At 67.1% G+C, this 24,986-nt stretch carries 23 protein-coding genes and 1 tRNA gene; 7 read left to right on the top strand and 17 right to left on the bottom strand.

The features are described from left to right. Positions 1–4: 4 nt before the first annotated feature. Positions 5–1,777, top strand: coding sequence for a GMC family oxidoreductase (locus QRN25_RS21510; RefSeq protein WP_285021261.1), 1,773 nt, complete (start codon positions 5–7; stop codon positions 1,775–1,777). A gap of 3 nt (positions 1,778–1,780) precedes the next feature. After that, a complete protein-coding gene (locus tag QRN25_RS21505; protein ID WP_285021260.1) occupies positions 1,781–2,956 on the top strand; it encodes a catalase family protein in 1,176 nt (391 codons plus the stop codon). A gap of 30 nt (positions 2,957–2,986) precedes the next feature. Here QRN25_RS21505 and QRN25_RS21500 read toward each other — a convergent pair whose 3' ends face one another. The 4 genes from QRN25_RS21500 to QRN25_RS21485 form a co-directional block, all read right to left on the bottom strand. After that, positions 2,987–4,384 carry a Dyp-type peroxidase gene (locus QRN25_RS21500; RefSeq protein ID WP_285021258.1) on the bottom strand — a complete coding sequence of 466 codons (1,398 nt, stop codon included), beginning with the start codon at positions 4,382–4,384 and terminating at the stop codon, positions 2,987–2,989. Continuing rightward, positions 4,381–5,652: a hypothetical protein gene (locus tag QRN25_RS21495; protein WP_285021257.1), complete on the bottom strand. Its 1,272-nt coding sequence runs from the start codon at positions 5,650–5,652 to the stop codon at positions 4,381–4,383. The genes QRN25_RS21500 and QRN25_RS21495 overlap by 4 nt, the downstream gene beginning before the upstream one ends. Before the next feature lie 10 nt (positions 5,653–5,662). Continuing rightward, complete coding sequence (locus tag QRN25_RS21490; protein ID WP_271181895.1) at positions 5,663–6,100, bottom strand: hypothetical protein; 438 nt, start codon at positions 6,098–6,100, stop codon at positions 5,663–5,665. A gap of 315 nt (positions 6,101–6,415) precedes the next feature. Next, positions 6,416–6,505 (bottom strand) — tRNA-Ser (locus QRN25_RS21485). A 154-nt stretch (positions 6,506–6,659) separates the two neighbouring features. Here QRN25_RS21485 and hspQ point away from each other — a divergent pair. Next, a complete protein-coding gene (gene hspQ / locus QRN25_RS21480) occupies positions 6,660–7,040 on the top strand; it encodes a heat shock protein HspQ (protein WP_008832682.1) in 381 nt (126 codons plus the stop codon). Positions 7,041–7,058: 18 nt separating this feature from the next. Here the strand turns inward: hspQ and QRN25_RS21475 are convergent, their stop codons facing one another. Together QRN25_RS21475 and QRN25_RS21470 are read right to left on the bottom strand one after the other, a co-directional pair. Next, positions 7,059–9,251 carry a putative bifunctional diguanylate cyclase/phosphodiesterase gene (locus tag QRN25_RS21475; protein WP_285021254.1) on the bottom strand — a complete coding sequence of 731 codons (2,193 nt, stop codon included), beginning with the start codon at positions 9,249–9,251 and terminating at the stop codon, positions 7,059–7,061. A gap of 124 nt (positions 9,252–9,375) precedes the next feature. Then, positions 9,376–10,278 (bottom strand): ABC transporter permease, encoded by a 903-nt coding sequence (locus QRN25_RS21470; RefSeq protein WP_036530212.1) that lies wholly within the window; start codon positions 10,276–10,278, stop codon positions 9,376–9,378. 93 nt (positions 10,279–10,371) lie between these two features. On the opposite strand from QRN25_RS21470, the gene QRN25_RS21465 reads away from it, so the two are divergent. Both QRN25_RS21465 and QRN25_RS21460 read left to right on the top strand, forming a co-directional pair. Next, positions 10,372–11,070, top strand: a complete 699-nt coding sequence (locus QRN25_RS21465) for a GcrA family cell cycle regulator (RefSeq protein WP_285021253.1) — start codon at positions 10,372–10,374, stop codon at positions 11,068–11,070. Positions 11,071–11,100: 30 nt separating this feature from the next. Continuing rightward, entirely contained in the window at positions 11,101–11,766 is a 666-nt protein-coding gene (locus QRN25_RS21460) for a peptidylprolyl isomerase (RefSeq protein ID WP_285021252.1), read from the top strand. A 16-nt stretch (positions 11,767–11,782) separates the two neighbouring features. Here QRN25_RS21460 and QRN25_RS21455 read toward each other — a convergent pair whose 3' ends face one another. The 6 genes from QRN25_RS21455 to QRN25_RS21430 form a co-directional block, all read right to left on the bottom strand. Continuing rightward, on the bottom strand, positions 11,783–12,493 hold the full coding sequence (locus QRN25_RS21455) for an SIMPL domain-containing protein (RefSeq protein ID WP_285021251.1): 711 nt from the start codon (positions 12,491–12,493) through the stop codon (positions 11,783–11,785). A gap of 198 nt (positions 12,494–12,691) precedes the next feature. Then, positions 12,692–14,995: a polyribonucleotide nucleotidyltransferase gene (gene pnp / locus QRN25_RS21450; RefSeq protein WP_008832687.1), complete on the bottom strand. Its 2,304-nt coding sequence runs from the start codon at positions 14,993–14,995 to the stop codon at positions 12,692–12,694. A 207-nt stretch (positions 14,996–15,202) separates the two neighbouring features. Continuing rightward, positions 15,203–15,472 (bottom strand): 30S ribosomal protein S15, encoded by a 270-nt coding sequence (gene rpsO / locus QRN25_RS21445; RefSeq protein WP_271181902.1) that lies wholly within the window; start codon positions 15,470–15,472, stop codon positions 15,203–15,205. 5 nt (positions 15,473–15,477) lie between these two features. Next, a complete protein-coding gene (truB, locus tag QRN25_RS21440; protein ID WP_285021292.1) occupies positions 15,478–16,383 on the bottom strand; it encodes a tRNA pseudouridine(55) synthase TruB in 906 nt (301 codons plus the stop codon). Next, the gene (locus QRN25_RS21435; protein WP_036530221.1) at positions 16,383–16,886 is read right to left on the bottom strand and encodes a DUF2239 family protein; all 504 of its coding nucleotides are present in this window, start codon (positions 16,884–16,886) and stop codon (positions 16,383–16,385) included. Before QRN25_RS21435 ends, truB begins: the two co-directional genes overlap by 1 nt. A 261-nt stretch (positions 16,887–17,147) precedes the next feature. Beyond that, entirely contained in the window at positions 17,148–17,738 is a 591-nt protein-coding gene (locus QRN25_RS21430) for a thymidine kinase (protein ID WP_008830671.1), read from the bottom strand. A gap of 139 nt (positions 17,739–17,877) precedes the next feature. Between QRN25_RS21430 and QRN25_RS21425 the strand changes: the two genes are divergently transcribed. Beyond that, positions 17,878–19,461, top strand: a complete 1,584-nt coding sequence (locus QRN25_RS21425; protein WP_285021250.1) for a DUF1963 domain-containing protein — start codon at positions 17,878–17,880, stop codon at positions 19,459–19,461. Between the two features lie 12 nt (positions 19,462–19,473). On the opposite strand, the gene QRN25_RS21420 is transcribed toward QRN25_RS21425, so the two are convergent. Beyond that, on the bottom strand, positions 19,474–20,202 hold the full coding sequence (locus QRN25_RS21420; RefSeq protein ID WP_211149794.1) for an alpha/beta fold hydrolase: 729 nt from the start codon (positions 20,200–20,202) through the stop codon (positions 19,474–19,476). A gap of 96 nt (positions 20,203–20,298) precedes the next feature. Further along, entirely contained in the window at positions 20,299–20,691 is a 393-nt protein-coding gene (rbfA, locus tag QRN25_RS21415) for a 30S ribosome-binding factor RbfA (RefSeq protein ID WP_285021249.1), read from the bottom strand. Positions 20,692–20,801: 110 nt separating this feature from the next. Between rbfA and QRN25_RS21410 the strand changes: the two genes are divergently transcribed. Next, positions 20,802–21,149 (top strand): RcnB family protein, encoded by a 348-nt coding sequence (locus QRN25_RS21410; protein ID WP_008830675.1) that lies wholly within the window; start codon positions 20,802–20,804, stop codon positions 21,147–21,149. Between the two features lie 50 nt (positions 21,150–21,199). Here QRN25_RS21410 and QRN25_RS21405 read toward each other — a convergent pair whose 3' ends face one another. The 3 genes from QRN25_RS21405 to infB form a co-directional block, all read right to left on the bottom strand. Then, positions 21,200–21,736 (bottom strand): DUF1697 domain-containing protein, encoded by a 537-nt coding sequence (locus QRN25_RS21405; RefSeq protein WP_036530253.1) that lies wholly within the window; start codon positions 21,734–21,736, stop codon positions 21,200–21,202. Between the two features lie 249 nt (positions 21,737–21,985). After that, positions 21,986–22,147 (bottom strand): hypothetical protein, encoded by a 162-nt coding sequence (locus QRN25_RS21400; RefSeq protein WP_285021248.1) that lies wholly within the window; start codon positions 22,145–22,147, stop codon positions 21,986–21,988. 93 nt (positions 22,148–22,240) lie between these two features. After that, entirely contained in the window at positions 22,241–24,982 is a 2,742-nt protein-coding gene (infB, locus tag QRN25_RS21395) for a translation initiation factor IF-2 (protein WP_285021247.1), read from the bottom strand. Positions 24,983–24,986 lie beyond the last annotated feature (4 nt).

The following is a 24,986-nucleotide window of genomic DNA, read 5'->3' as shown; positions in this document are numbered from 1 at the left end:
GGCGGTGCCGCAGCCCGAACACCACTACATCGTGGTGGGGTCGGGCGCGGCCGGAGGCACCGTCGCGGCGCGGCTTGCCGAAGCGGGAATGCGGGTGCTGGTGATCGAGGCCGGGCCGGACCCCTGCGCCGGGGACGCGAGGACACAGGCGGACTACGCGGTGCCCGCCTTCCATCCCTTCGCCTCGGAGAACCCTGAATTCGCGTGGGACTACCGCGTGCGGCATTTCGCCGCTCCTGCAGGCGATCTCGTCAGCTACCCCCGTGCAGGCGCGCTGGGGGGCTGCACGGCGCACAATGCGATGATCTTCCTGGTCCCCCCCGACAGCGACTGGGCACATCTGGCCACCCTGACCGGCGATCCGGGCTGGTCGCCCGAAGCGATGCGAAGGCACCGCAAGGTGGTCGAGGACTGCCGTCACCGCCCGTTCTGGCGCCTGCTCGCCCGCCTCGGCATCGACCCGACCGGACATGGCTGGGACGGCTGGCTGCCGGTCGAGAAAGCGGCGCCCATGCGCGCCTTGCGCGATGCGGCGCTGATCCGCTCGCTGCTGCTGGCGACGCTGGTGGACGTGGCGCGGGGCCGAAACTGGCTCTCGCGCATCGGCGTGTTCCTGCGCGACTGGGGCGATCCCAACGACGACAGGCGGCAGGACCGCGAACAGGTCTGCTACACCCCGCTCACCACGCGCGGCCACGCCCGCAGCGGCGCGCGCGAGCGGCTGGAGGCCGTGCGCGAGGCTCACCCCGACCGCATCACCATCCTGACGGACTGCCTCGCTACCCGCGTCCTGTTCGACAGGAGCGGGGTCGCAAACGGCGTCGCCTGGCTGAAAGGCCGCCACCTCCACCGCGCCAGCCCGCAGCCCCGTGCAGGAGGCGAGGAAGGCGCCAGCTTCGCCCGGCGCGAGGTCATCCTCGCAGGCGGCGCCTTCGCCACGCCGCAACTGCTGATGCTATCGGGCATCGGCGACGCCAGCCATCTCGCCGAACACGGCATCGCCTGCCGCAAGCATCTGCCGCAAGTCGGATGCAACCTGCAGGACCGCTACGAGATCGGTCTGGTCCACCGCATGGCGAAGCCCTGGCGCTCGCTGCAGGGCGCGACCTTCAGCCCCGGCGATCCGCTGCACCACATGTGGCGGAAGCGGCGGCGGGGCATGTACATCTCGAACGGCGCGGCGCTCGCCGCGCTGCGTCGCTCCAGCACCGCGCGGGACCACGCGCCCGACCTGTTCCTGATGGGGCTCATGGCGCGCTTTAAAGGGTACTATCCTGGCTATTCCGCCGAGCTTTGGCCGGGGCTCGACGGCTTCAGCTGGACGGTGCTCAAGGGCCAGACCGGCAACCGCGCGGGCACCGTGCGCCTTGCCTCCGCCGACCCGCGCGATCCGCCGCGTATCGACTTCGCCCACTTCGCGCAGAACGGGGAGGCCGACCTCACCGGCCTCGTCGAAGGACTGGAGATGGCCCGCGCCCTCGCCCGCCCGCTGATCGCGCGCGGGGTGATCGCCGAGGAGGAACTGCCCGGCCCTCACCTCACCGGCGCGCCCTTGCGCGACTGGGTTCGCGCCAACGCATGGGGACACCACGCCTGCGGCAGCGCGGCGATCGGGCCGGTGCTCGATCCCTCGGGCCGGGTCCACGGGATCGAGCGGCTGCGCGTGGTCGATGCCTCGATCTTCCCGCGCATCCCCGGCCTGTTCATCGCCGCGCCGATTTACCTCGCGGCGGAGAAGCTGGCCGCCGACATCCTGCGCCTGAATAGGGAGAGCTGACCGATGCTGCGCTTTCTGCACCGCCTGCTCGAAGCGGGCCTCCACTTCGAGCGGCGCTTCGATCCCTTCTTCCGCCCCGCACTCGACGCGGTGGTGCGCATGCCGCTGACGCGGTTCTTCAACTGGACCATCAACGTCACCCGCAGCCGCGACGTGCCGCCGCTGGCGCAGGAGCGCATCGATCCCGACGAGGACATCAGCCTCGACACCATCATCGCCGAGATGCAGCATCACCTCGACCTCGACTTCACTCCCGGCACTTACGAACGCGCGGGCAATACCAAGACGCACGGCCTCGTCCGGGCGACCTTCACGGTACTGCCGGGCCTGCCAGAGCACGTGCGCCGAGGCGTCTTCGCGGCGGAGCGCAGCTTTCCGGCATGGGTCCGCTTCTCCAACCCCGGCCCCCATGTCGAGCCCGACATCGACGACGTCGGCTTCGGCTCGATGAGCGTGAAGCTATGCGACGTGCCCGGCCCCAAGCTGATGGACGACGAGCATTTCACGCAGGACTTCACCTCGGTCACCGTCATCACCTTCCCCACGCCCGACACGCGCACCAACGCGCACCTGCAATACTGGAGCCGCCGCGAGATGGGGGTCTGGTACTTCCTGAACCTCAGGCGCCCGCACGTGCGCGACTTCATCATGCAGGCGCTGTGGAACCGTACGCTCGCCAATCCGCTGGCCAACACGTACTTCTCCTGCACGCCCTACCTGCTGGGAGAGGGGCAGGCGATGCAGTACAGTTTCCACCCCCTCACCCCCGTCACGACGCGCATTCCTCGCCTGCCGCTGCGCCCCGGCGACGACTACCTGCGCGACAACCTCGCCGCTTCGCTGCGCGAGGGCGAAGCCTGCTTCGAGATGCGCCTGAGGCTGCAGCGCGACCCGTTCCTTCAGCCGATCGAGCAGGGCGCGGTGCTGTGGGACCCGGCGCGCACGCCCTATATCCCGGTGGCGCGGATCACGATCCCCGCCCAGGAATTCCGCTCGCCTGCACAGTTCGCCTTCGCCCGGCAACTGACGTGGAACCCCTGGCACTGCGTCCCGGAACACCGCCCCCTCGGCAACCAGAACCGCGCACGGCGACGGCTCTACTTCGAGATGTCGCGCTACCGGCAGGGCAAGAACGGCGAAAGCCACGCCGAGCCGACCGGGCTCGAGCAGTTCGACTAACTTTTCGTCACCCGCGAACGCAACGACGAATTAGGGCGCGTCCTCGAGTATCCGCGCCAGCCCGCCGATCCCCGGCAGGAAGAAGTACGCCCCGCCCACCACCGTCACGAAGCGCGGCAGTCCGGCGACGAGGCGCGGATTGCCATCCCCGTCGTGCCACGCGAAGGCATCCGTCGCCCGCCCGCTGCGCACCGGACAGCGATTGCCCAGCAGCGGGTCCTGCTCGCCCGAAAGCCCGCCGAAGTAGGGGCTGGCGATCCAGCTGCCCTGCACGAACTCGAACTGCCGCGCGAGGCTGGCGTTGAGGCAGATGAAGTGCAGCCCGCACTCTTGCGCCACCGCCTCTCCGGCGATCACCGCAAGCGGCTCCGGCGCCGCCCCGTAAGGTCGCCCCCGCCGCAGGAGCCGGTGAAACCGCGCCGAGGCCACCGCGTCATGGATGGCCGTGCCCTTGAACCCGAGCGAGGACACCACATCCCGCAGGAACCCGCGCCGTCCTTGCGGATCGTCGCCGCTGCGCGGATTGGCGCGGCGGACGTGTGCGCCCACCGGGCATGCAATCCCGTCCGGGTCGCCCGCGAAGGTAAAGCCGTTGAGCCCCTGCGCCGCCAGTTCAGGCAGAGGGTGCCCGTCGATGCCCCGCCCCACCATCCGCTCGGCCAGCGCGACCGCCCCGTCCCTGCCGGCGATCCGCGCCGTCCAGTCCCAGAAGCCCCCGACGTCTTGCACCAGCTGGCGATAGACGAGATAGGTCCCGTTGTGCCCGATCCCGCGCTCCACCGGATGATCCGCCACGAACCCGTACTCGTTGCCATGCCCCAGCAGGAATTCGCCGAGCGCGATCCGATCGCGATAGTAGCGGTCCTTCGCCCCGCCGGGTCTCAGCGTGCCCTCCCAGTCGACCTCCGGTTGCGAGACACCGTCCACGAAGCCGAACGGCTCGCGCCCGACCGGTCCACTCGCGTCGTTGATGCGCAGGAGCGTGCAGGCGTCCGGCGGCATCGCGCCGAGTATCGCATCCTGCCACGCGGCGACGTCGCCCTCCCCGGCCAGCAGCATAAGCAGCACATGCGGCTCCGCCTCGCCGCTGCCCCAGCGCCAGTATTCGGGCGCACTTTCCTCCACGTCCCCCAGCCGCCGCGAGCGCGAGGGATCGCCCGCCATCCCGTCGAGGAACTCGGGCGCGAAGCCGGGCACATCGTCCACCGGCAGGCCCAATGCCCGCAGTCCCGCCGCCGTGAAGGCCAGCTGGCAGACCCGCTCCAGCCGCCGCGCCTCCGCCTCGGCCAGCGTCGTCACCGCCAGAGAGCGTAGCCACGCCCGCGCCGCGCCCGGCTGCGCAACCTGCAGCAGCACATAGCGCGCGCCGCCGAGCGACCCGAACCCGCGCCCGACGAGCGCCTGCACGTCGGCGTTCAGCCCGTTCATATCTCGGCGATCCAGCGGCGCAGCGCACGCCCGCGCGGCCTTGCCTCGAACCCCGCGCGGATGCGGGCGTTGCGCGCCATGTCGTAGCTGGAGAGCCCCGGGAACGCCTTGAACCACACCTGCGTCGGGATCTGGTGGTGGAACAGGTAGCGCTTGAAATCCTCCTCGCGCCTCGCCCCGCCGCGGATCAGCCAGTCGGTGCGCGGATAGCCCAGGCCGTTGGAGAACGACAGGTTGAGCCCGAAGGCCACCTTGTTGATGAAGTCGTCGTTGTACGCCTCGCGGCTGCCGTCGTAATTGCTGGCGAAATAGACGCGGCGCCTGTCGTCAAGGAACGTCCAACTCGCGAAGTGGATCGTGTTCACCCGCGCGAGCCGCCCCTTGCGATAGATGTGCCGCGCGCCCCAGCCGATTACCCACAGGACCACCACCGCCAGCCACCGCCGGAAGCGCCCCGGCTTGAGCGAGCCGATCGCGCTGTACTGGTTGGTGATGTCGTGGTCCTCCTGCGCCGAGAGCATGCGGTTGCGCTCCCGGTCAGGCACCGGGGCGAGCACCGGGTCGGTCTTTTCCCGGCGGCGCAGCAGCAGCACGAACGGCAGCAGGCCCGGCACGATCAGCGGCAGCAGCGCCAGGGCGAGCACCGGGAGCAGCAGGAAGTGGGCGATGTCGCCAAGCCTGTGCAGCAGCGGCATCTTCTGCAGCGGCGTCAGCGGCACCGCCTGCCCCGCTTGCGCAAGGATCGGCCAGAGCGTTTCCGGATCTTCCGTCCGGTGCGCCAGCCGCGCCGCGCGCAGCGCACGATGGAGCGCCGCCTCCTCGGCAATCTGCCGGGTGCCCCGCCCGCGCCAGTTGATGTAATTGGCCGCCGTCCGGCAGCGATGCGCGCGCATCCACGCGATGAGGTCGGTGCGCGGTTCGAAGTCGATGCAGAACCCGAATATCTTGCGCAGCCCCGGCCCCGCCACCACCGCCAGCGCCTCGAGGAACTCCGCATCCCCGCCATCGTAGTCGGCGATGAACGCCAATCGCACCGGCTCGGTCACCGGCAGGCTCTCGGCCAGCGCGATGCGGTCCCGCAGCGAGGGATCGTCGAGCACGACGAACCGCGCGACATGGATGCGCTTGAGCCGCCCGAACGGCACCAGCCAGTTCTCGGGCTCTGCCTGGCCGGGAGACGAGGTCATCGACGCCAGCGTCCGCTCCAGTTCGACGCGTACGCCGAAGCGGAGGGGCGAGGCGATGAAGATGTGTCCCTGCCGGATCACGGCGGCCCGATCAGCCGCCGAACTCGAGCGCGAAGTCGATCAGCCGCGTCTTGTCCCAGTAGACCTTGCCCAGATAGAGCCCCGGCTCGATCATCCGGATCTCGTCGCGCACGTGCGATGCCAGCAGCGAGGTGTCGGAATAGTCGAGCACGATGCACTCCTTTCCGTCCAGCCAGCTCGGCTCCTTGTAGACTTTGGCGACGATCGCCTTGAGCCCGAACGGCAGGATGGTGTTGCGCAGGAAACCATGCTCGCCGTCGAAGACCTTGCCCTGCCAGGCGAAGATGTTGATGAGCTTGGCGATCTCGTCCGAAACCGAGGTGCCCGGCGCGATGATCGCCGTCCCCTTGGCCTCTCCATCGGGAATCGGCCCCGCCTCGTGCGCGGAAAACAGCGCATCGAGCGCAGCCTGGTCCATCTTGAGCCACTGCGATACCGACTGTCCCATGGCGATCCTCCCAAATCAGCCTGCCAGGTCTGTGCGTATCAGAAATCAATACAATATAATGACTTATACATTTGATTAAACTGGCGGCAATATTCTGATATTCGCCTTAATCCGACCTGTCGGATCACAATCAACACAGCGAACAAAATGCGCCAACCACAGCGTACTATTCTGCACACTCTGCCACCACTGACATTGGTTGTTAAGCGATTACGTCTCCGCCATGGACGCTGAAACATGCGCCCCAAAGGGATTAGCAAGCGATATGCCCCGTCGTAACGAGCACACATATGAGCTTAGATATGAGGATGTAAGTGGCGGAGAGGGTGGGATTCGAACCCACGGTACGGTTTCCCGTACACTGCATTTCGAGTGCAGCGCATTCGACCACTCTGCCACCTCTCCGCTAGAAGATTTAGGCGGTGAAACAAGTTCCACCGGGTCGGGAAGCGCGCCGTTAGCGGACCTGATCGCGCTTGCCAAGCCCTCATTTCAAATTTTCGGGAACAGCCCCGCATGCTCGCTTGTTTGAAATGCCCATGAAACCTATATCTCGGCCATGAACAGAGCGTCATTCTTCTCGCCCCAGGCCGGGCGTGTCATCGACGCACCGCTGCGGACGCGGGCACGATTCGCCATCGGTGATGTCGTGCGCCACAGACTCCACGACTTTCGCGGCGTCGTCTTCGACATCGATCCCGTCTTCGCCAACAGCGAGGAATGGTACCAGGCAATCCCTGCCGAAGTGCGCCCCAAGCGCGACCAGCCCTTCTACCACCTCCTCGCAGAGAGTGACGATTCCAGCTACGTCGCCTACGTCAGCCAGCAGAATCTGACCGGGGACGCCGATGGTGGGCCGGTCGATCATCCCTCACTGTCGCAGATGTTCGACGATTACGACAACGGCCGCTACCAGCTGCGCCCCGGCCTGGCGCACTGATTTCCCCGTCGATACGGCTCAGAGCGCTGCGGAGGACCGATCGCCCTCGCCCGCCCGCTTCGTCAGCAGCCGGGCGATCGCCGAGGCGGGGACGGGCCGCGAGAACAGGTAGCCCTGCACTTCGTGGCAGCCGACCCGCTCCAGGAACTCGAGCTGTTCGGGGGTTTCCACGCCCTCCGCGGTAAGGCGCAGGCCGTTGGCGCGCGCCAGACCGACGATCGCTTCCACCAATGCCGCCCCGGGCACCGTATCGACTGCATTGACGAACGAACGGTCGATCTTGATCCGGTCCACTGCGATGTCACGGATATGGCTGAGCGAGGAGTAGCCGGTTCCGAAATCATCCAGCGCACAATGCACGCCAAGCCCGCGCAAATCCGCAAGCGAGCGGGCGACTTCGCCGGACGCCGCCATGAGCGCCGTCTCGGTCAGTTCCAGTTCCAGCCGCTCGGCGGTCACGCCGCCGTGCCCCAGCACCTCGCGCACGATCTCGACGAACTTGCGGCTGCGCAGCTGGATCGGCGAGACGTTGACGGCAACGCGCAGACCCGGCCAGGCGCGCGCATCCTGCACGGCGCGGCGCAGCACCCATTCACCCAGCACCGTGATGAGGCCGCTCTCCTCGGCCGAGCGGATGAAGGCGCCGGGCGCGACGAGGCCCTGCTCGGGATGCTGCCAGCGCAGCAGCGCCTCCACGCCGACCATGCGGCGGTCTTCCAGCGACCAGATGGGCTGGTAGTGCAGTTCCAGTTGACGGTCGCAGTCCGCCAGCGCCAGTCGCAGCTCCCGGTAGGTCTCCTCGCGCGAGCGGACGTCGTGGTCCATGTCCTGCGTGAAGAAGACGTAGCGGCTGCGGCCGTCGGTCTTCGCCTTGTAGAGAGCGATGTCGGCCTTGCGGGTCAGTTCGGTACGGTCGAGGCCATCCACCGGGGAGACCGCCACGCCGATGCTGGCGCCGATGAACGCCTGCGAGCCGGCCAGGTCGAAGGGGCGCTCCAGTTCCGCGACGATGCGTGCGCAGATGCCTTCGATCGAGGCGCGCCCTTCCGGCTCGCCGATGAGGATGGCGAATTCGTCGCCGCCCAGCCTGGCGACGATGTCGTAGCCGCGCACTTCGGCGACCAGCCGCCGCGCCACCTGCCGGATCAGCGCATCGCCCGCCGGATGGCCCAGCGTATCGTTGACCTGCTTAAAACGATCGAGGTCGATGTAGAGCAATGCCAGCAGCGTGCGGTGGCGGCGCGAGCGGGCAAGCGCCTCGTCGAGCCGCTGCTCGAACATCGCGCGGTTGCCGAGCCCCGTCAGATCGTCGTGCATGGCGCGGTGCTGCGCGTGGAGGCGGCTTTCCTCGAGGTCGTGCGTCCGGCGGGCCAGACGGCTCGCCAGCACGAAGAGGACTACGGTGATCAGCAGCAGGACGATCGCCAGCGCCGGAGCCAGTGCCGCGATGACCTGGCTGCCGGGCGCGAAAGGTTGCCACACGAGGTAGCCCACGACGCGCGAGGCGCGGTCGTGGAGCGCTACCGAGCGCTGCCCGTTATTAGCGGGCGGTGCGAGGGCGAAATGCGCTCCCGCAAGGCCGTACTGCTCGGCCACGCCGCCGAAGAACTGGTTGTCAAGATAGACCACTGCGACATGCAGGGCTTCCGTTCCCGGCTTCTGCCGGATTGTTCCGCTGTCGGTGACGATCGGCTTGACGCTGATGATCGCCGGGCGCCCGCGGACGATGGCGATGTCGGCTTGTCCGGGCGAGAGCATCGCCACGTCGGCTTCCGTGCGCTTGCGGATGATGGGCGCGCGGCGCAGGCCTGACAGCAGCGGCCGCGTCGCGTCTTCCACCGCGATGTAGCTTTCCGGACGCGCGCGCTTGCCTGCCCGCATCGCGTAGATCGGCGCGCCCTGCGGGTCGAGCAGATAGACCTCGTCGATCCCGGCATAGTCCTCGAACCAGACGCCGAGGTTCAGGTCGAGCCAGCGCTCGTCCAGCGGGCGCTTCCGCGCCTCACGGACGGCCTCGTCCCATACGGTCGAGGACTCCTGCGCATGGGCGACGCGCTCCATACTCTGCGCCAGCACCAGAGAGACGATGGCGTGATCGCGGTTGCGGGCGATGCGATCGACTTCGTGCCCGGACCATTCCAGCAGGCCGAGCATGAGGGCGAGCAGGCACAACGCCGCCGCCACGATCGGAGCCGTAAACCGACCGACCATCCGCTTGCGATTTTCGCCCAAGGCCAATCGTGATGTCACACACGACTGCCTGCACCAGAGCGAATAACTTTTCCTTAACGAAAGCCTGTCGTCCGATGTGAATATTTACGGATAACGGGCCTTTTCAGCCCTTAAGCTTCCAACCTGACCGCAGGACGAAGAACAGCACCGTCGCCAGCGCCGCATCCAGCACACCGACGCCCAGTGCACTGTGCAGCACGGCCATGTTGGTGTCGCCGATATCGCTCTGGCCCAGGAAGCCGAAGCGGAAGCCCGAGATCACGTAGAAGAACGGATTCACCCGGCTGATCGCCTGGAAAGCGGGCGCCAGGTTGTCGATCACGTAGAAGGTGCCCGACAGCAGCGAGAGCGGCGCGATGACGAAGTTGGTGACGGCCGCGTTATGGTCGAACTTCTCTGCCCACACCGAGGAGAGCAGGCCCAACAGCGCCAGGAAGGCCGATCCCGCAAGGCCGAACCACACGACCGCCCACGGATGCGCCATCGACAGGCTCACGCCCGGCCACAGCAGCATCGCCAGCGTCAGGGCGAGGCCCACCAGCACCGCGCGGGTGACCGCCGCGCCGATCATGGCGACCATCAACTCCGCCTCGGTCAGCGGCGGCATGAGGTAATCGACGATCGTGCCCTGCACCTTGCCCGCCAGGAACGAGAAGCTGGAATTGGCGAAGGCGTTCTGCATCATGCCCATGACGATCAGCCCCGGCGCCACGAAGGTCGCGAAGTTGACGCCCAGCACCTGACGGTCGCCCCGGCCCAGCGCCACGGTGAATATCACCAGGAACAGCATGGTCGTGATCGCGGGAGCCCAGATCGTCTGGGTCTGGACCTTGAAGAAGCGCCTGACCTCCTTCATATAGAGCGTCTTGAGCCCCTCCCAGTTCACCTGGTGGATCAGGGGTTCTCCCTTTGCCGGAAAACGGCGAGTCGTGTTGCCGTTGGTGCCGTCGGGGTTCAGGATCCCGGAGGTGCCGGGCAGCTCAGTCGAATGGGGTTGATCGGCCATGCACCGGCGACTATCGGCTGATGCCTTCCGAGGCAAGCGGCGCCTGGAAATCAGGGGCGATTCTCTCGTCCCGCATGAAGTGATGGAACTGGAATGAGCTGGACTGACGAGCGGATCGAGAAGCTGACCAAGATGTGGGAGGGCGGTTCCACCGCCAGCCAGATCGCGGACGAACTCGGCGGCGTCAGCCGCAATGCGGTGATCGGCAAGGCGCATCGCCTCGGCCTCAAGGCGCGCCCTTCCCCGGTGAAGGCGAACGAGAAGCCCGCGCGCCCCGCGCCCGCTCCGAAGAAGCCCAAGCCCGAAGTCACCGCCGCGCCCGAACCGGCTCCCGCCCCCGCGCCGCGAGTCGAAGCACCGGTCGCCCGCGCCGCCGCCCCCGCGCCGCAGCCGCCCGTGCAGCGTGCAGAGCCCTCGTCGGCGCCCGCTGTCGATGCTCCGGCCGCGCCGCCGCAGCCGCGCATCGTCTCGGTCGGTCCCGGCGGCTTCCTGCGCCAGGGCCCCGGAGACCAGCAACAGCCGATCCCGCCCGCGCCGCCGCGCCGCCTCGTGCCCGCGAAGCCGAGCCCGGAAATCGCCGACAAGACCAGCCTGCTCGACCTCAGCGACCGTATCTGCCGCTGGCCGATGGGCCACCCCGGCGAGCCGGACTTCCACTTCTGCGGCGACAAGGTGAACCCCGGGTTCCCCTACTGCGTCGAGCACTGCGGCCGCGCCTACCAAGCCCAGCTGCCGCGCGGTGCACGCCGTGCGCCCCCGCCGCTGCCGTTCGGTGGCCCCCGTGTTCGCTGATCGGGTCCGCTGATCGGAATGGGTTCGGGGATGAAGCTCCGGGCGGCGCTCGCTCTTCTCGCGGCGCCGCTGGCGCTGTCCCCGGCCCTCGCGCAGGACGCCGCGCCGGTTGCACCGGCTGCGGCACCTGCTCCAGTCCCGGCCGAGTACGTCTACGTCGCGCTGACGGTGCCGCAGGGTGTCATCACCCTCGCACTCGACAAGACTCATGCGCCGCTGACGACGGCCAACTTCCTCAAGTACGTCGATACGAAGAAGATGGATGGCGCCGTGTTCTACCGCGCCATGCATCTCGATCACGACCCTGAACAGGGCCTGCTGCAAGGCGGCGTGCGCAACGGCGCCAACCTGCTGCCCCCGGTCGCGCACGAGCCCAATAGCAAGACCGGGATCAAGCATGTCGCCGGCGCCATCTCGATGGCTCGCTTCGCGCCGGGCTCGGCCCAGGCCGACTTCCTGATCCTGCTCTCCGACATGCCCTCGCTCGACGCCGCCCCCGGCAATGACGGCAAGGACCCCGGCGCGGGCTTCGCCGCCTTCGGCCATGTCGCGGCGGGTATGGACGTAGTGAAGGCGCTCTGGAACCTCCCCCGCTCCGCCACCAAGGGCGAAGGCGTGATGAAAGGGCAGATCCTTGCGCAGGACGTGAAGATCATCACCGCCCGCCGGACCAAGGCTCTACCCGCAGGCAATTGACCCTTCCGGTCGCCCTTCAGTTTCCGATCGAATAGGCGACCATTAGGCGCACCGTCGTCTCGATCGGCCGGGGCGCCAGTTCGACCTGCACGGGCGGCGGTGGCGGAGCGGGCGGCGGCGGCGCAGATGCGCGGGAACCTGCTGCCTGCACGATTTCCGGCTCCATCGCGATTTCACGATAGTCCGAATCCTGCACACGCAGGATTGGCCCCAAACGGGTGCCGGAACCTTCGGCTATGAGCTTTGCCTTGCCTTGTGCGTTCGCCAGAGCGGCCTGCATCGCCTGATTGCGGGCAGCGGCATCGTCGCGCAGCCAGAAGCGCTGCAGCGAGGCATCCAGACCGCCCATGCGGCCGATCAGACTCACCAGCGTCCCCGCATCCTTCGGCCGCGAGGTATCGACCGACACCGGCAGCGTCGCAATGTACCCGATGATCGCGCAGGCCCCGGTCGAGAGCCGCTGTTGCCCATAGGGGCTGGCATCGCACTCCTTGGAGCGCACTTGTGCGAGCGAGAAATTGGATGAACGGAAATCCGCCGCCTTGGGCAGCAGGCCATTGATCGCCGCGCTCATCGCTGCGGCCTGATCCTTCAGCTTGGTGGCCGCCTCGTCGGAGGTCGTACCCTCCCCCCGCAACGTGAAGTTGATCGTCGCCATGTCGGGCGCCGTCTTCGCTGTGCCGCTGGCCGAGACGAGGATCTGCGGCGCCTGCTGTGCCTGCGCCATGGCCACGGAACCCGGTGCCGCTGTCAGTATCGCTAGTGCAAGAACCCGCATTCCCCGTCTCCGCGCAAAATTCGATAGCCTGTTCATCAGCTTATCGCACGGTCCGGTGCTCGCAAGCAGCTTTCGTGCTGGTCACAAAGCAAAAAGGGCCGCGCTTTCGCGCGACCCTTTTTTTGCGTCCTAAGCGGAGTGTGCCGATCAGTCTTCCTTGAGGAAGGCCGGCATGTGGTTCGGGTTGCCACCCTCGCCGCCACCGTCACGGCGCGGACCACGGGGACCGCGATCGCCACCGCGACCACCGCCGTCACGGCGCGGGCCACGACGGTCACCGCCGCGATCGCCGCCACCACGCGGGCCACGGTCGCCGCCTTCACGCGGTTCGCGGGGCGGACGAGTGTCTTCCAGCTCGGCGCCGGTTTCCTGATCGACGACGCGCATCGACAGGCGGACCTTGCCGCGCTGGTCGATCTCGAGGACCTTGACGTAGACCTCCTGGCCTTCCTTGACGACGTCGGTGGGCTTTTCCACGCGCTCGTTCTTCATTTCGGACACGTGGACGAGACCGTCCTTGCCGCCCATGAAGTTCACGAAGGCGCCGAAGTCGACGATGTTGACGACCTTGCCCTGATAGACCTTGCCGACTTCGGCTTCCTCGACGATGCCGAGGATCCACTTCTTGGCGGCCTCGATCTGCGCGATGTCCGAGGACGAGATCTTGATCACGCCTTCGTCGTCGATGTCGACCTTGGCGCCGGTCTCGGCGACGATCTCGCGGATGACCTTGCCGCCGGTGCCGATGACGTCACGGATCTTCGACTTGTCGATCTGGATCGTCTCGATGCGCGGGGCGTGCGCCGACAGCTCGGTGCGCGACGAGCCGAGAGCCTTGGTCATCTCGCCCAGGATGTGGGCGCGGCCGGCCTTGGCCTGCTCCAGAGCCTTGGCCATGATCTCGCGCGTGATGCCCGCGATCTTGATGTCCATCTGCATCGTGGTGATGCCGACTTCGGTGCCCGCGACCTTGAAGTCCATGTCGCCGAGGTGATCTTCGTCACCCAGGATGTCGGACAGGACGGCGAAGTCCTTGCCTTCCAGGATCAGGCCCATGGCGATGCCCGAGACCGGGCGGACCAGCGGCACGCCGGCGTCCATCATCGACAGCGAACCGCCGCAGACGGTGGCCATCGAGGACGAACCGTTCGACTCGGTGATGTCCGAGAGAACGCGGATCGTGTAGGGGAAGTCTTCCTTGGCGGGCAGCACCGGGTGCAGCGCGCGCCATGCCAGCTTGCCGTGGCCGACTTCGCGGCGGCCCGGGGCGCCGAAGCGGCCGACTTCACCGACCGAGTAGGGCGGGAAGTTGTAGTGCAGCATGAACGACGAGTACGACAGGCCTTCGAGGCCGTCGATCATCTGCTCGGCGTCCTTGGTGCCCAGCGTGGTGGTGCAGATCGACTGCGTTTCACCGCGGGTGAACAGCGCCGAACCGTGGGTGCGCGGCAGGAAGCCGACGATCGCCTCGATCGGGCGGACCTGCTCCAGCGTACGACCGTCGATGCGCTTGCCGTCCTTGAGGATGGCGCCGCGAACGATGTCCGCTTCCAGCTTCTTCATGGTCTTGATCGCGACCATCTGCAGCTGCGGGGTTTCACCCGAGAACGCTTCCTTGGCCTTGGCGCGTGCGGCGTTCAGGGCGTTGGAGCGGGCCGACTTGTCGGTCAGCTTGTAGGCGGCGGTGACGTCCTTGCCGACGGCCTTCTTGAGCTTCGCCTTGATGTCGGCAGTGTTGTCCGACAGGTCGATGTCCCAAGGCTCCTTGGCGGCCTTTTCCGCCAGGTCGATGATGAGATTGACGACCTTCTTGATCTCGTCATGCGCGAACACGACGGCACCCAGCATCTCTTCCTCGGTCAGCTCCTTGGCTTCCGATTCCACCATCATCACGGCATCGCCGGTGGCGGCGACGACGAGATCGAGGCGGCCGTCGGTGAGGGCCGCGGTCTGCTTCGGGTTCAGCGTGTACTCGCCGTCGACGAAACCGACGCGCGCGGCGCCGATCGGACCCATGAAGGGCACGCCCGAGATGGTCAGCGCGGCCGAAGCGGCGATCATCGCGACGATGTCGGCCTCGGTTTCGCCGTCATAGCTCAGGACCTGGGCGATGACGTTGATTTCGTTATAGAAGCCCTCGGGGAACAGCGGACGGACCGGACGGTCGATCAGGCGGCTGGTCAGCGTTTCCTTTTCGGTCGCGCCGCGCTCACGCTTGAAGAAGCCACCGGGGATGCGGCCTGCGGCCGAATACTTTTCCTGGTAGTGGACGGTCAGCGGGAAGAAGTCCTGGCCTTCCTTCACCGACTTCGCGGCGGTCACGGCGCAGAGCACCACGGTCTCGCCGTAGGTTGCGAGGACGGCGCCGTCGGCCTGACGGGCGATGCGGCCGGTTTCGAGGGTGAGGGTCTTGCCGCCCCACTCCATGCTTACGGTCTTTACGTCGAACATTTTCGATTTCCTTGACCCGCGCGGCCCTATTGCCATGCGGGGCTTACTGCCGGGGATACCGTCCCGGTCCGGTGCGGGGCTTTTTCGTCGCCCCTGGGCTGCCTGCGCCGAATTGCGAGGATGCCCGGAAATTTCATCGGCGCGGGCTTTACCACGCCTCATGCTTCAAATGCAAAACGGCCCGCCGAAGCGGGCCGTAGCTTGATCTTACTTACGCAGACCGAGCTTCTGGATGAGCGAGTTGTAACGCGCCACATCCTTCTTCTTCAGATAGTCCAGCAGCGAGCGGCGCTTGTTGACCATGGCCAGCAGACCGCGACGCGAGTGGTTATCCTTGTGGTGAGCCTTGAAGTGCTCGGTCAGGTTGCGGATGCGCTCGGTGAGGATCGCGACCTGGACTTCCGGGCTGCCCGTGTCGCCAGCGACGCGTGCGTTGTCCGTGATGATGTCCTGCTTCTTTTCAGCGGTAACCGACATTTCATTTACTCCGCGACATCGGATAGATTAAACCCCCGAACGACGCGGACCTCGCGGTCCGTAAGCTGTACCAAAGCGACGGGGACGGTGCCCTCGTACGCGCAGTATAGCCCGTCTTCCTGGGGCATTCCGGTGAGAACGCGGCCCTGTCGGACCGCCCTTGCCTGCTCCGGGTCGAGGTTCAGGGCCGGGATGTCGTCCAGCCCCGCCTCCAGCGGCAAGAGTATCTGCTCAAGAGGCGCGCCCTTACCGAATTCGTTCAATTTGTCCAGCGAAATCGCGTGAGACAAGTCGAACGGCCCCGCCTTGGTCCGGCGCAGCATGGTGACGGTGCCGCAGCTTCCGAGCGCCTGCGCAATGTCCCGCGCGAGGCTGCGGATATACGTGCCCTTGGAAACGGTGGCCAGCAGTGTCGCGCCCGCTTCGGGATCGAAATTCAACAGTTGCAGGTCGAACACGGTCACGCTGCGCGTCTTAAGCTGCACATCCACCCCGGCCCGGGCAAGGTCATAGGCGCGTTCGCCATCGACCTTGAGCGCCGAGTAGGCAGGCGGCACCTGCTCGATCGGCCCGGTGAAGCGCGGCAGCACCGCCTCCACATCCCCGCGCGAGGGGCGCACGTCGCTGGTCGCGATCACCGCGCCTTCGAGGTCGAGCGTGTCGGTTTCCTCGCCGAACTTCACGGTGAACTCATAAGCCTTGGTGGCATCGAGCATCCGGCCCGCCAGCTTGGTCGCCTCGCCCAGCGCCACCGGGAGAATCCCCGTCGCCAGCGGGTCAAGCGTGCCGCCGTGGCCCACCTTCACCTTCTTGCCGTACCCGGCCTCGCGCAAATTGCGCTTCACCGCCGCCACGGCTTGCGTCGAACCGAGGCCCAGCGGCTTGTCGAGAATGATCCATCCGTGCGGCATCATGCTTCCTTCGGCCATGCGAGCAACCGCGCGTGATCCGCGATGGGGGTCGGCCACAGCACGCACAGGGCATCGAAATTCTCCCGATCCCCCGAATAGAGCGCGCGGATCGCCTCTTCGTAGCCCGGACGGTCGCCCGCCATGACGGTGAGGAAACGGCAGGCGGCGTCGAGACACTCGCGCTCGCTGCGTCCGGCACGCATCGCCGCCTCGACCAGCTTGCGCAAGGTGACCGAGGCGCCGCCGGGCTGGCCGGCCAACCATTCCCAATGGCGCGGCAACAGCGTGACCTCGCGCGCCTCCACGCCGAGCGAAGGCCGCCCGCGCGGACGCGGTGCGGCGGGTTCGGTCAGGTCGAGATCGACCTGCCTCCCGGTATCGTCGTCGAAGGCGAGCAGATCGCTGCTGCGGGCGAGCGGACCGAGATCGCGTAGCGCCTGGGTGAAATCCCCCGGCTGTCCGCGCGCGATCACGTCGTCCTTGTAGAATACGGTGACGGCCATGGGCACTTCCTTTCGGACAGCGCCGCTACATTAACCCGGATGAAATTGTCAATATACCCGGATTAAAATTGATTTAGGCACGCTTTTGACGGGAAGCGGCCGTGCTATCCTCCCTGTTCCGAAGGAATGGGGAGGTGGCAGCCCGCAGGGCTGACGGAGGGGTTTGCCCCCTCCACCACCGACTGCGTCGGCGCCCCCCCTCCCCATCGCTGCGCGACAGGGAGGATCAGGCAATGTCCGCAATGGGCAGTCCGAATAGCCCTACCGCCCCAGCGCCTCGCTGAAATGGCGGCGACACAGCGCCACGTAGCGGTCGTTGCCGCCGATCTCGGTCTGCGCGCCCTCGCTGACGGCCCGGCCGCCGTCATCCACGCGCAAGTTCATCGACGCCTTGCGCCCACAGTGGCACACCGCCTTGAGCTCGATGAGCGAGTCCGCGATCCCCAGCAGGATCGCCGCTCCGGGGAACAGATCGCCGCGAAAATCGGTGCGCAGGCCATAGCAGAGGACCGGAATGCCCACCTTGTCGGCGATGTCCGCGCATTGCCACGCCTGCGCAGCGGTGAGGAACTGCGCTTCGTCCACCAGCACGCAGGACAGCGGCTCCACCGCGTGGGCGGCGCGCACTTGTTCGCACAAGTCGGTCAACGGGCCGAACCGGTGCGCCGAGGCATGCAGGCCGATGCGGCTTTCGATCGCGTGGTCGGCGCCCATTCCGGCGCTGCGATCGTCTATCGCGGCGGTCCACAGCATCGTCTTCATACCCCGCTCACGGTAGTTGAAGGCTGCCTGCAGCAGCGTCGTCGATTTGCCCGCGTTCATGCTGGCGTAGTAGAAATAGAGCTTGGCCATCGGTTGCTGGGGATAACACCGCCCCGAATGCGGCGCACGGTCTTTCCCGGGCTTCTCCCCGGGTCAATTGCCCTTAACAATCAAGATCGAAGTCCAAGGGAGTGCCGGATGAGGCCGTGGTCATGAAGAAGCCGGGCGCATGAAGAAACTGATCGCCGCGCTGGCGGCCTTTGCGCTGCCCGCGCTCCTTGCCGCCTGGCTGGCGCTCGCGCCGCTGGGCGGGCAGTATGCCTCGCTCGATCCGCTCGCCGAGCGCGTGATCGGCATGCAGGGGCGCAATGCGGCCGTCTTCGCGCTGTTGATGGCCGGGATCGGCCTTGCCGTGCTGGCCGCGCTCGCGGTGCGCGGCAAACCCGCCGAACGACTGACGTATCAACCGCAAGTCGCACCGCAGCAATTCGGCCGCCGCCGCCGCAAGCTCACCGCCGAGCCGGACCCGGCTGAAGAAGAGAGCCTCGATGAGGACGCCCTCCCGTTCGAGGAGCCTGCCACCGAAGAGCCCGCGGACGAGCCGGAAGCCCCCGCCCTCTCCCCGCAGCCGACGGTGGCGTCTGCCCCCGTCGTGCTCGTGCGCAAGCAGCGCGAGCGGCGGCGCGACTGGTTCGGCGATGCCAGTTGGCTCGGCGGCCTGCCGCGCCTCGGCAATGCCGAATGGCCGCGCGACGAAGCGGGGACGCCGCTGCCCTTCGCGGCGCAGATCGACTTGTCCGAACTCGCCGCCGCCCGCCCGGACATGCCGCTGCCGCGCAGTGGATCGCTGGCGTTCTTCCTCGGCGCGGGTGCAGTCGTCGCCGTGCCGGAGGGCATCCACGACTTCACAGACCCGCCCACCGACCTGCCGCCCGCCTATGACGAGGGAGGGCTGCCCTTCCCCACCCGCCACACCCGCCTGACCCGCTGGTTCTTCCCGTTCTGGCCGGTGAGCCCGGTGGCGCTCGACCCGACCGGCCCGCAGAGCGACGCGGCGCTCTCCGTCCGCCTCGGCGCGGCCTTGCGTGATCATACCTTCTACGCGGCAGGCGTCGGCGCTCCGGTCGAGGCCCTGTGGTGGCATGCGGTGATCCACTTGTCCGACCGCCTGCACGAGGCGCTCGACGAGGCACCGCGCCTGCTTTCCCGCCGCCGTGACGAGATGGCGCGCCAGAACGCGGAAATCGCCCGACTGCGCACCGATGCGGCCGCGATCCCCTACGCACTGGAAGATGCGCAGGAGATCGCCGAGCAGATCGAGGGCGAATACGCGCTGCTTCAGGACCAATGCGCCGCGCTGCCCGCTATGGTCGCCGCGCTCGACCAGTTCATCGCCGGGCGCGAGCCGATGAAGCGCCTGACGGCCGAGGAACTTGCGGTGGTCGGCGACATCCTCGCCGAGCTGCACGAGAGGTACGGCGAAGTGGTGCAGGCGCACCTGCCCGGCACGCTTGCCGACCTCGCGACGATCTCGCTGCGCACGATGGTGTCCGGCCCACCCGAAACCCTCGCCGCCGTGCCGGACGCCGTGCTCTCGCGGATCAACCGCGAATACCGCATGCCGCCCGTTCATCACCACCGGATGCTCGACGCCGAAACCGATGGCAGCGAAGTCCTGCTGCTGCAGCTCAGCTACGACGACCTGATGGAGTGGGCATGGGAGGAAACCGGCGCCTGGCGTTTCCGCATCGGCGCCCAGGCCCTGCTTACCAGAGACTGGCAGGCAGCGACGCTGGCGTTCGAGACGGACTGACAGGCCGGCCGGTCAGGACCGCGCCTCGGCCAGCAGCACTTCGGCGAGCGCTTCGGGACGGGTATTCATGACCTGATGCCCGGCATCGATGCGGTGCAGTCGGCGCGCATGAAGCCGGTCGGCGAAGCGCTCCTGCCACGAAGCCGGCAAGGCCATGTCGCGCAAGGCGACTACGTAGCAGGCCGGGATCGCGCGCAAGTGGTCGTAGCGCCATTCGCTGTAGGTATAGGCGCTCGCGGGCCATCCGTCGTGGCCGAGCTTTCCAAGGAAGGCTGCCGCCTCGCCCTCCTCCATGTCGTTGCAGAACATGGTTGCGTAGCGCTCGGCTTCGGCCCCGAATGGATAGCCGACTTCCTCGACACTCGACCCGCGCGGCCCGCGCCCCATCTGATCGAGCGTCGTCAGGCCCGGCAGGGGCGCCGAGCAGGTGACGTAGGCCAGCTTGCCGATGAGGCCGCCGGGCGCAAGTTCAGCCATGTGCGGGATCGTCATGCCTGCCTGCGAATGGCCCACCAGCATGACCTCGCGCAGCCCGGAGGCGAGGATGTCGCCGATCAGTTCGCGCGTCGTGTCGGCGAAGGCATAGGCGGCGGTATCCACGCCGCGCTTCGCGCCGCAACCGGGTGCATCCAGCGCAAGGCAGCGCACTGCCCCGCCGGACTGACGCCCGACCGCCGCGATCGTCTCCTCCCAGACCCAGCCGCCCTGTCCGCCGCCATGGAGGAACACCATGTCGCGCATACCCGCTCTCCCGATCATCGAATTGCGATCAGGGTAGCGGGCCGGGCGAGCGGAGGAAGAGGCAGCGCCGGGTGATCGTCCCAGCGGTGCGGACTATCAGCCCTCGAGGTCGCGCTTCACGCGCGGGTCGTTGAGCAGTGCGTCGATGCGGCGCGCCTCGTCGAACGTCTGGTCGGAGCGGAACTGGATCTTGGCCGCGAACTTCAGCTTGAGCCGCTGAGCGACCTCGCGCTGGAAATAGGCGGTGTTGGTTCGCAGCGCCTTGAGCACTTCCTCCTCGTGCTCGCCCAGCAAGGGCTTCACGAAGACGGCGGCCTGCCGCAGATCGGGTGTCATGCGCACTTCGGTGACGGAGACCGTATGCGCGCTCAGCGTGTCGTCGTGGACCTGCTGGCGGGCGAGAATCTCGGAAATGACGTGGCGCACCTGCTCACCCACCTTGAGGAGGCGGACGGAGTGCTGTTCGGGAGTTGTCTGGTTTTTTGCCATTTGATGCGTCCATGTGGGCCGGGCGCGACAATTTGCAACAAACTGTTACGCCTCCTTACCCGGCTCTTGGCGTTATCCCGGATGAAACGTGCCGTCAAAGGAGTCGCACCATGAAAAAGTTCACCGCCGCCCTGCTCAGCGCCGCGCTGCTGGTCCCCGGCATCGCCGCAGCGCCTGCCATGGCGCAGCCCGCCCACCACGACGATCGTGGAAATCGCGACGATCGCGGCCCACACAAGACCGTCGTGACGCAGAAGACGACCTACAAGTCCTTCCGCAAAGGCCAGAAGTTCGATCGCCGCTATGCGCGCAACTATCAGGTCGTCGACTATCGCAAGTACCGCAACGTAAAGGCGCCGCCGCGCGGCTACCACTACGTGCGCTCGGGCAACGACATGCTGCTCGTGGGCATCACCAGCGGTATCGTCGCCTCGGTGCTGGCGGGCCAGTTCCGCTAAGGCCGACTGGCGGGATCAGAGGGCGGGCCGTTCGCGCGGCCCGCCCTTTTTCATGCCATCTTCGCGGCGATCCGCGCGAGCGAGCGCACGTTGCGCGCGGTGCCCCGGCAGCCGAGACGCCGCTCAATGAAGGCATTGGTGAGCTTGGAATGGCCCGCGCCGTCCACATAATCGATGTAGAGGCAGCGCGGCCCCATCGCGATCTTCTCCGGCCCGCGCCCGGCATGGTCGGCCACCAGCTTGTCGAATGCCGACTGATCGGCATCGCGTTCCAGGAACAGCGTGTGGACGTAATGGTCCTGTCCGATTCCGGTGAACGGATTGTCCTCCACCGCCGAGCGTACTTCCCCGGCGTTGCGCACGGCGGCGAAGGTGTTCATGTCGAAGCGGTCGAGCATCATGTGCGCGAACAGGTCTTCCAGCCCGTCGGTAGGCCGCTCGTCAAAATCGAACAGGACGTTGCCGCTGGCGACGACGGTTTCGACGTTCTCGAACTCCTCGCGCTCGAAGGCATAGCGCAAGTCCGCCATGGTCAGGCGGTTACCGCCCACGTTGATCGAGGCGAAGAAGGCGCAGTAGCGGGTCATCTTGAATGTTTCCGAAGATTGATGAAGGCCGACCTCGCCTACCACGATTGATGCGCCCGGTTAAAGTTCCGCAAGGCCCGGAAGGCGCGCCCTTGCAAGGGGGCGTGGAGCGATGTAATTTACGGCCGTTACCGTGGTTTGAATGTCCATTCAGCCTGCCGAGCCCGGACGTTGCAGCGTCCGGGCTCTTTCCATTTTGGAGGCTGGGCATATCGGAGGCCGGCGTTGCAGCGCCGACCTCCTCACCGGCTATTTACGCCCCAGTTCGATCAGCTTGATCGTCAGGGTCACGAGCGCGACGATCAATGTCGCTACGCCCAGAACCAGTGTTACCGTCGTCTGCAAATCCATCCGCATCACCTGCCCTTCCGCCGCCAGTTGCGACCAGCGAGGTATAGGCGCGATGCGCATCCGCTCCCGATTAAATCCCGGCAAACGAAAGCGGCCACCGCCGGGTCTCCCCGACGATGGCCGCATCGATCAGCGTTGATGTAAGATCGAGCCTTAGCCGACGGTACGCTCGCGGTGGCTGACTTCGAAGACTTCGAGGTGGTCGCCCGCCTTGATGTCGTTCGTGTCGGCCAGCACGACGCCGCATTCCAGGCCGGCGCGCACTTCGTCCACGTCGTCCTTGAAACGGCGCAGCGAGGAGATCGTCGTCGCCGAAACGATGACGTCGTTGCGGGTGAGACGCGCGCTGAGACCCTTGCGGATGTAGCCCTCGACCACCAGCAGACCGGCGGCCTTGTCGCGCTTGCCGGCCGGGAAGACCTGCTTGACTTCGGCGCGGCCGACGACGGTTTCGATGCGCTCCGGACCCCAGATGCCCGCCATCTGCTTGGCGACCTCGGCGGTCAGTTCATAGATGACGTCGTAGTACATCATCGGCGTCTTGGTACGCTCGACCAGTTCGCGGGCCTTGGCGTTCGGACGGACGTTGAAGCCGACGATCGGCGCGCCCGAAGCTGCGGCAAGCGTCACGTCGGTCTCGGTGATCGCACCGACGCCCGAGTTCAGGACGCGAACCTTGATCTCGTCGTTCGAAAGGGCGTGGAGCGCGGCGTTGATCGCCTCGACCGAACCCTGCACGTCCGCCTTGATGACCACCGGGTACTCGATGACCTTCTGCTTGTCGGCGAGCGCCGAGAACATCGTGTCGAGGCTGGCGGGCGCCATCGCGGTGCGCTTGGCAGTCGCCTGCTCCTGACGCCAGGACGAAACCTCGCGGGCGCGCTGCTCGCTCTCGACCACGGTGAGCATGTCACCGGCCATCGGCACGCCGCCGATGCCCAGCACCTCGACCGGCATTGCCGGCGGGGCGACCTTGATCTGGCGGCCCTTGTCGTCGAGCATGGCGCGCACGCGGCCGCTCTCGGTGCCGACGACGAGGATGTCGCCGACCTTGAGCGTACCACGGTTGACCAGCACCGTCGCGAGCGGACCCTTGCCCTTGTCGAGCTTGGCTTCGATCACGGTGGCTTCGGCCATGCGGTCCGGGTTGGCCTTCAGTTCCATCAGTTCGGCCTGGAGCAGGATCTTCTCGATCAGCTCGTCCAGACCCTTGCCGGTCTTGGCCGAGACTTCGACGTCCTGCACGTCACCCGACATGTCCTCGACCACGATCGAGTGTTCGAGCAGGCGCTCGCGCACCTTCTGCGGATTGGCTTCGGGCTTGTCGCACTTGTTGATCGCGACGATCATCGGCACGCCGGCGGCCTTGGTGTGATTGATGGCTTCGACCGTCTGCGGCATGATGCCATCGTCGGCCGCGACCACCAGCACCACGATGTCCGTGACGTTGGCACCGCGCATACGCATCTGCGTGAAGGCGGCGTGACCCGGGGTGTCGAGGAAGGTGACGAAGTCGCCGCCCTTGGTCTTGATCTGGTAGGCGCCCATATGCTGGGTGATGCCGCCCGCCTCGCCGCGCACGACGTCGGTGCCGCGCAGCGCGTCGAGCAGCGAGGTCTTGCCGTGATCGACGTGGCCCATGATCGTGACGACCGGCGGACGCGCCTTCAGCGTGTCCTCGGGATCGACGTCCACGGTGTGGTCGATGTCGATGTCGCTTTCCGACACGCGCTGGACGTTGTGGCCGAATTCCTCGACCAGCAGCTCCGCGGTGTCCTGGTCGATCGTCTGGTTGACGGTGACCATCATGCCCATCTTGAACATCGACTTGACAAGGTCCGCCGCCTTTTCGGCCATGCGGTTCGCCAGTTCGGCGACGGTGATCGCCTCCGGCACGATGACATCGCGAACCTGCTTTTCACGTGGCTGCGAACGGCCGCTGTAGCTGGAACGACGCTCCTTCTCACGCGCACGCTTGAGCGCGGCGAGCGAGCGGGCGCGGGCCCCCTCGTCGTCGTTGAGCGCGCGGTTGACGGTCAGCTTGCCGGCCTGGCGACGATCGCCGCCCTTGGCGTTCCGGTCGGTCTGCTGGCTCGGCGCGGGACGGGCCGGGGTCGCCGGTCCCTTCTTGGCGCCGAGCGGAGCGCGGGGTGCGGTGGCACCGGCGCTACTCCCGTTACCGGCATTGCCACCACCCGCAGTCGGGGCCGCCGCAGGTGCGGTCGGCTCGGGACGGCGCGGCTCGGGGCGCTGCACCGGAGTGAAGCGGCGTGCGGCCGGAACCGGCGTCGCTACAGGTGCGGGAGCCGGGGCAGGTGCAGGAGTCTCGGCAACAGCCGGAGTTTCCACGACCGCCGGTGCCTCAGCGGCCACAGGGGCAACCTCGGGCGCTGGTGCGGGTTCGGGCGCAGCGACAGGCTCGGGAGCCTTGACGGGTTCGGCCGGGGCAGCGGCGGCAGCAGCCGCTTCCTCTTCGGCGCGGCGATTGGCTTCGACGCGCTGCTTCTCTTCGTCGATCGCACGCTGGCGCTGTTCCTGCTCGCGGCGGGTCGCCTCCTCGAGCATCTGCATGCGGGCTTCTTCAGCCTCACGCTGCATGCGGGCGACGCGCTCCTGCGGGGTTTCGTTCGAGGGCGCAGGGCGACGGACGGGCGGCGGGGGCGGAGCCGCAGGACGCGGTGCCGCAGCCTGCGGAGCAGGTGCGGCAGCGGCAGGCGCCGGAGTCACCTCGCCTTCGGGCTTGCCGCCGGGCATCAGTTTGCGGCGCTTCACCTCGACCACCACCTTGTTGGTGCGGCCGTGGCTGAAGGTCTGCTTGACCTCACCCGCTTCCACCGAGCGCTTAAGCCCAAGCGGCTTGCGGCCCAGGGTCGGTTTGTTGTCGGTCTCGCTCATATTT

The sequence above is a fragment of the Novosphingobium sp. fls2-241-R2A-195 genome (genome assembly GCF_030209485.1).
Classification (GTDB): Bacteria; Pseudomonadota; Alphaproteobacteria; order Sphingomonadales; family Sphingomonadaceae; genus Novosphingobium; species Novosphingobium resinovorum.
This window is presented reverse-complemented; position numbering and strand designations above follow the sequence as displayed.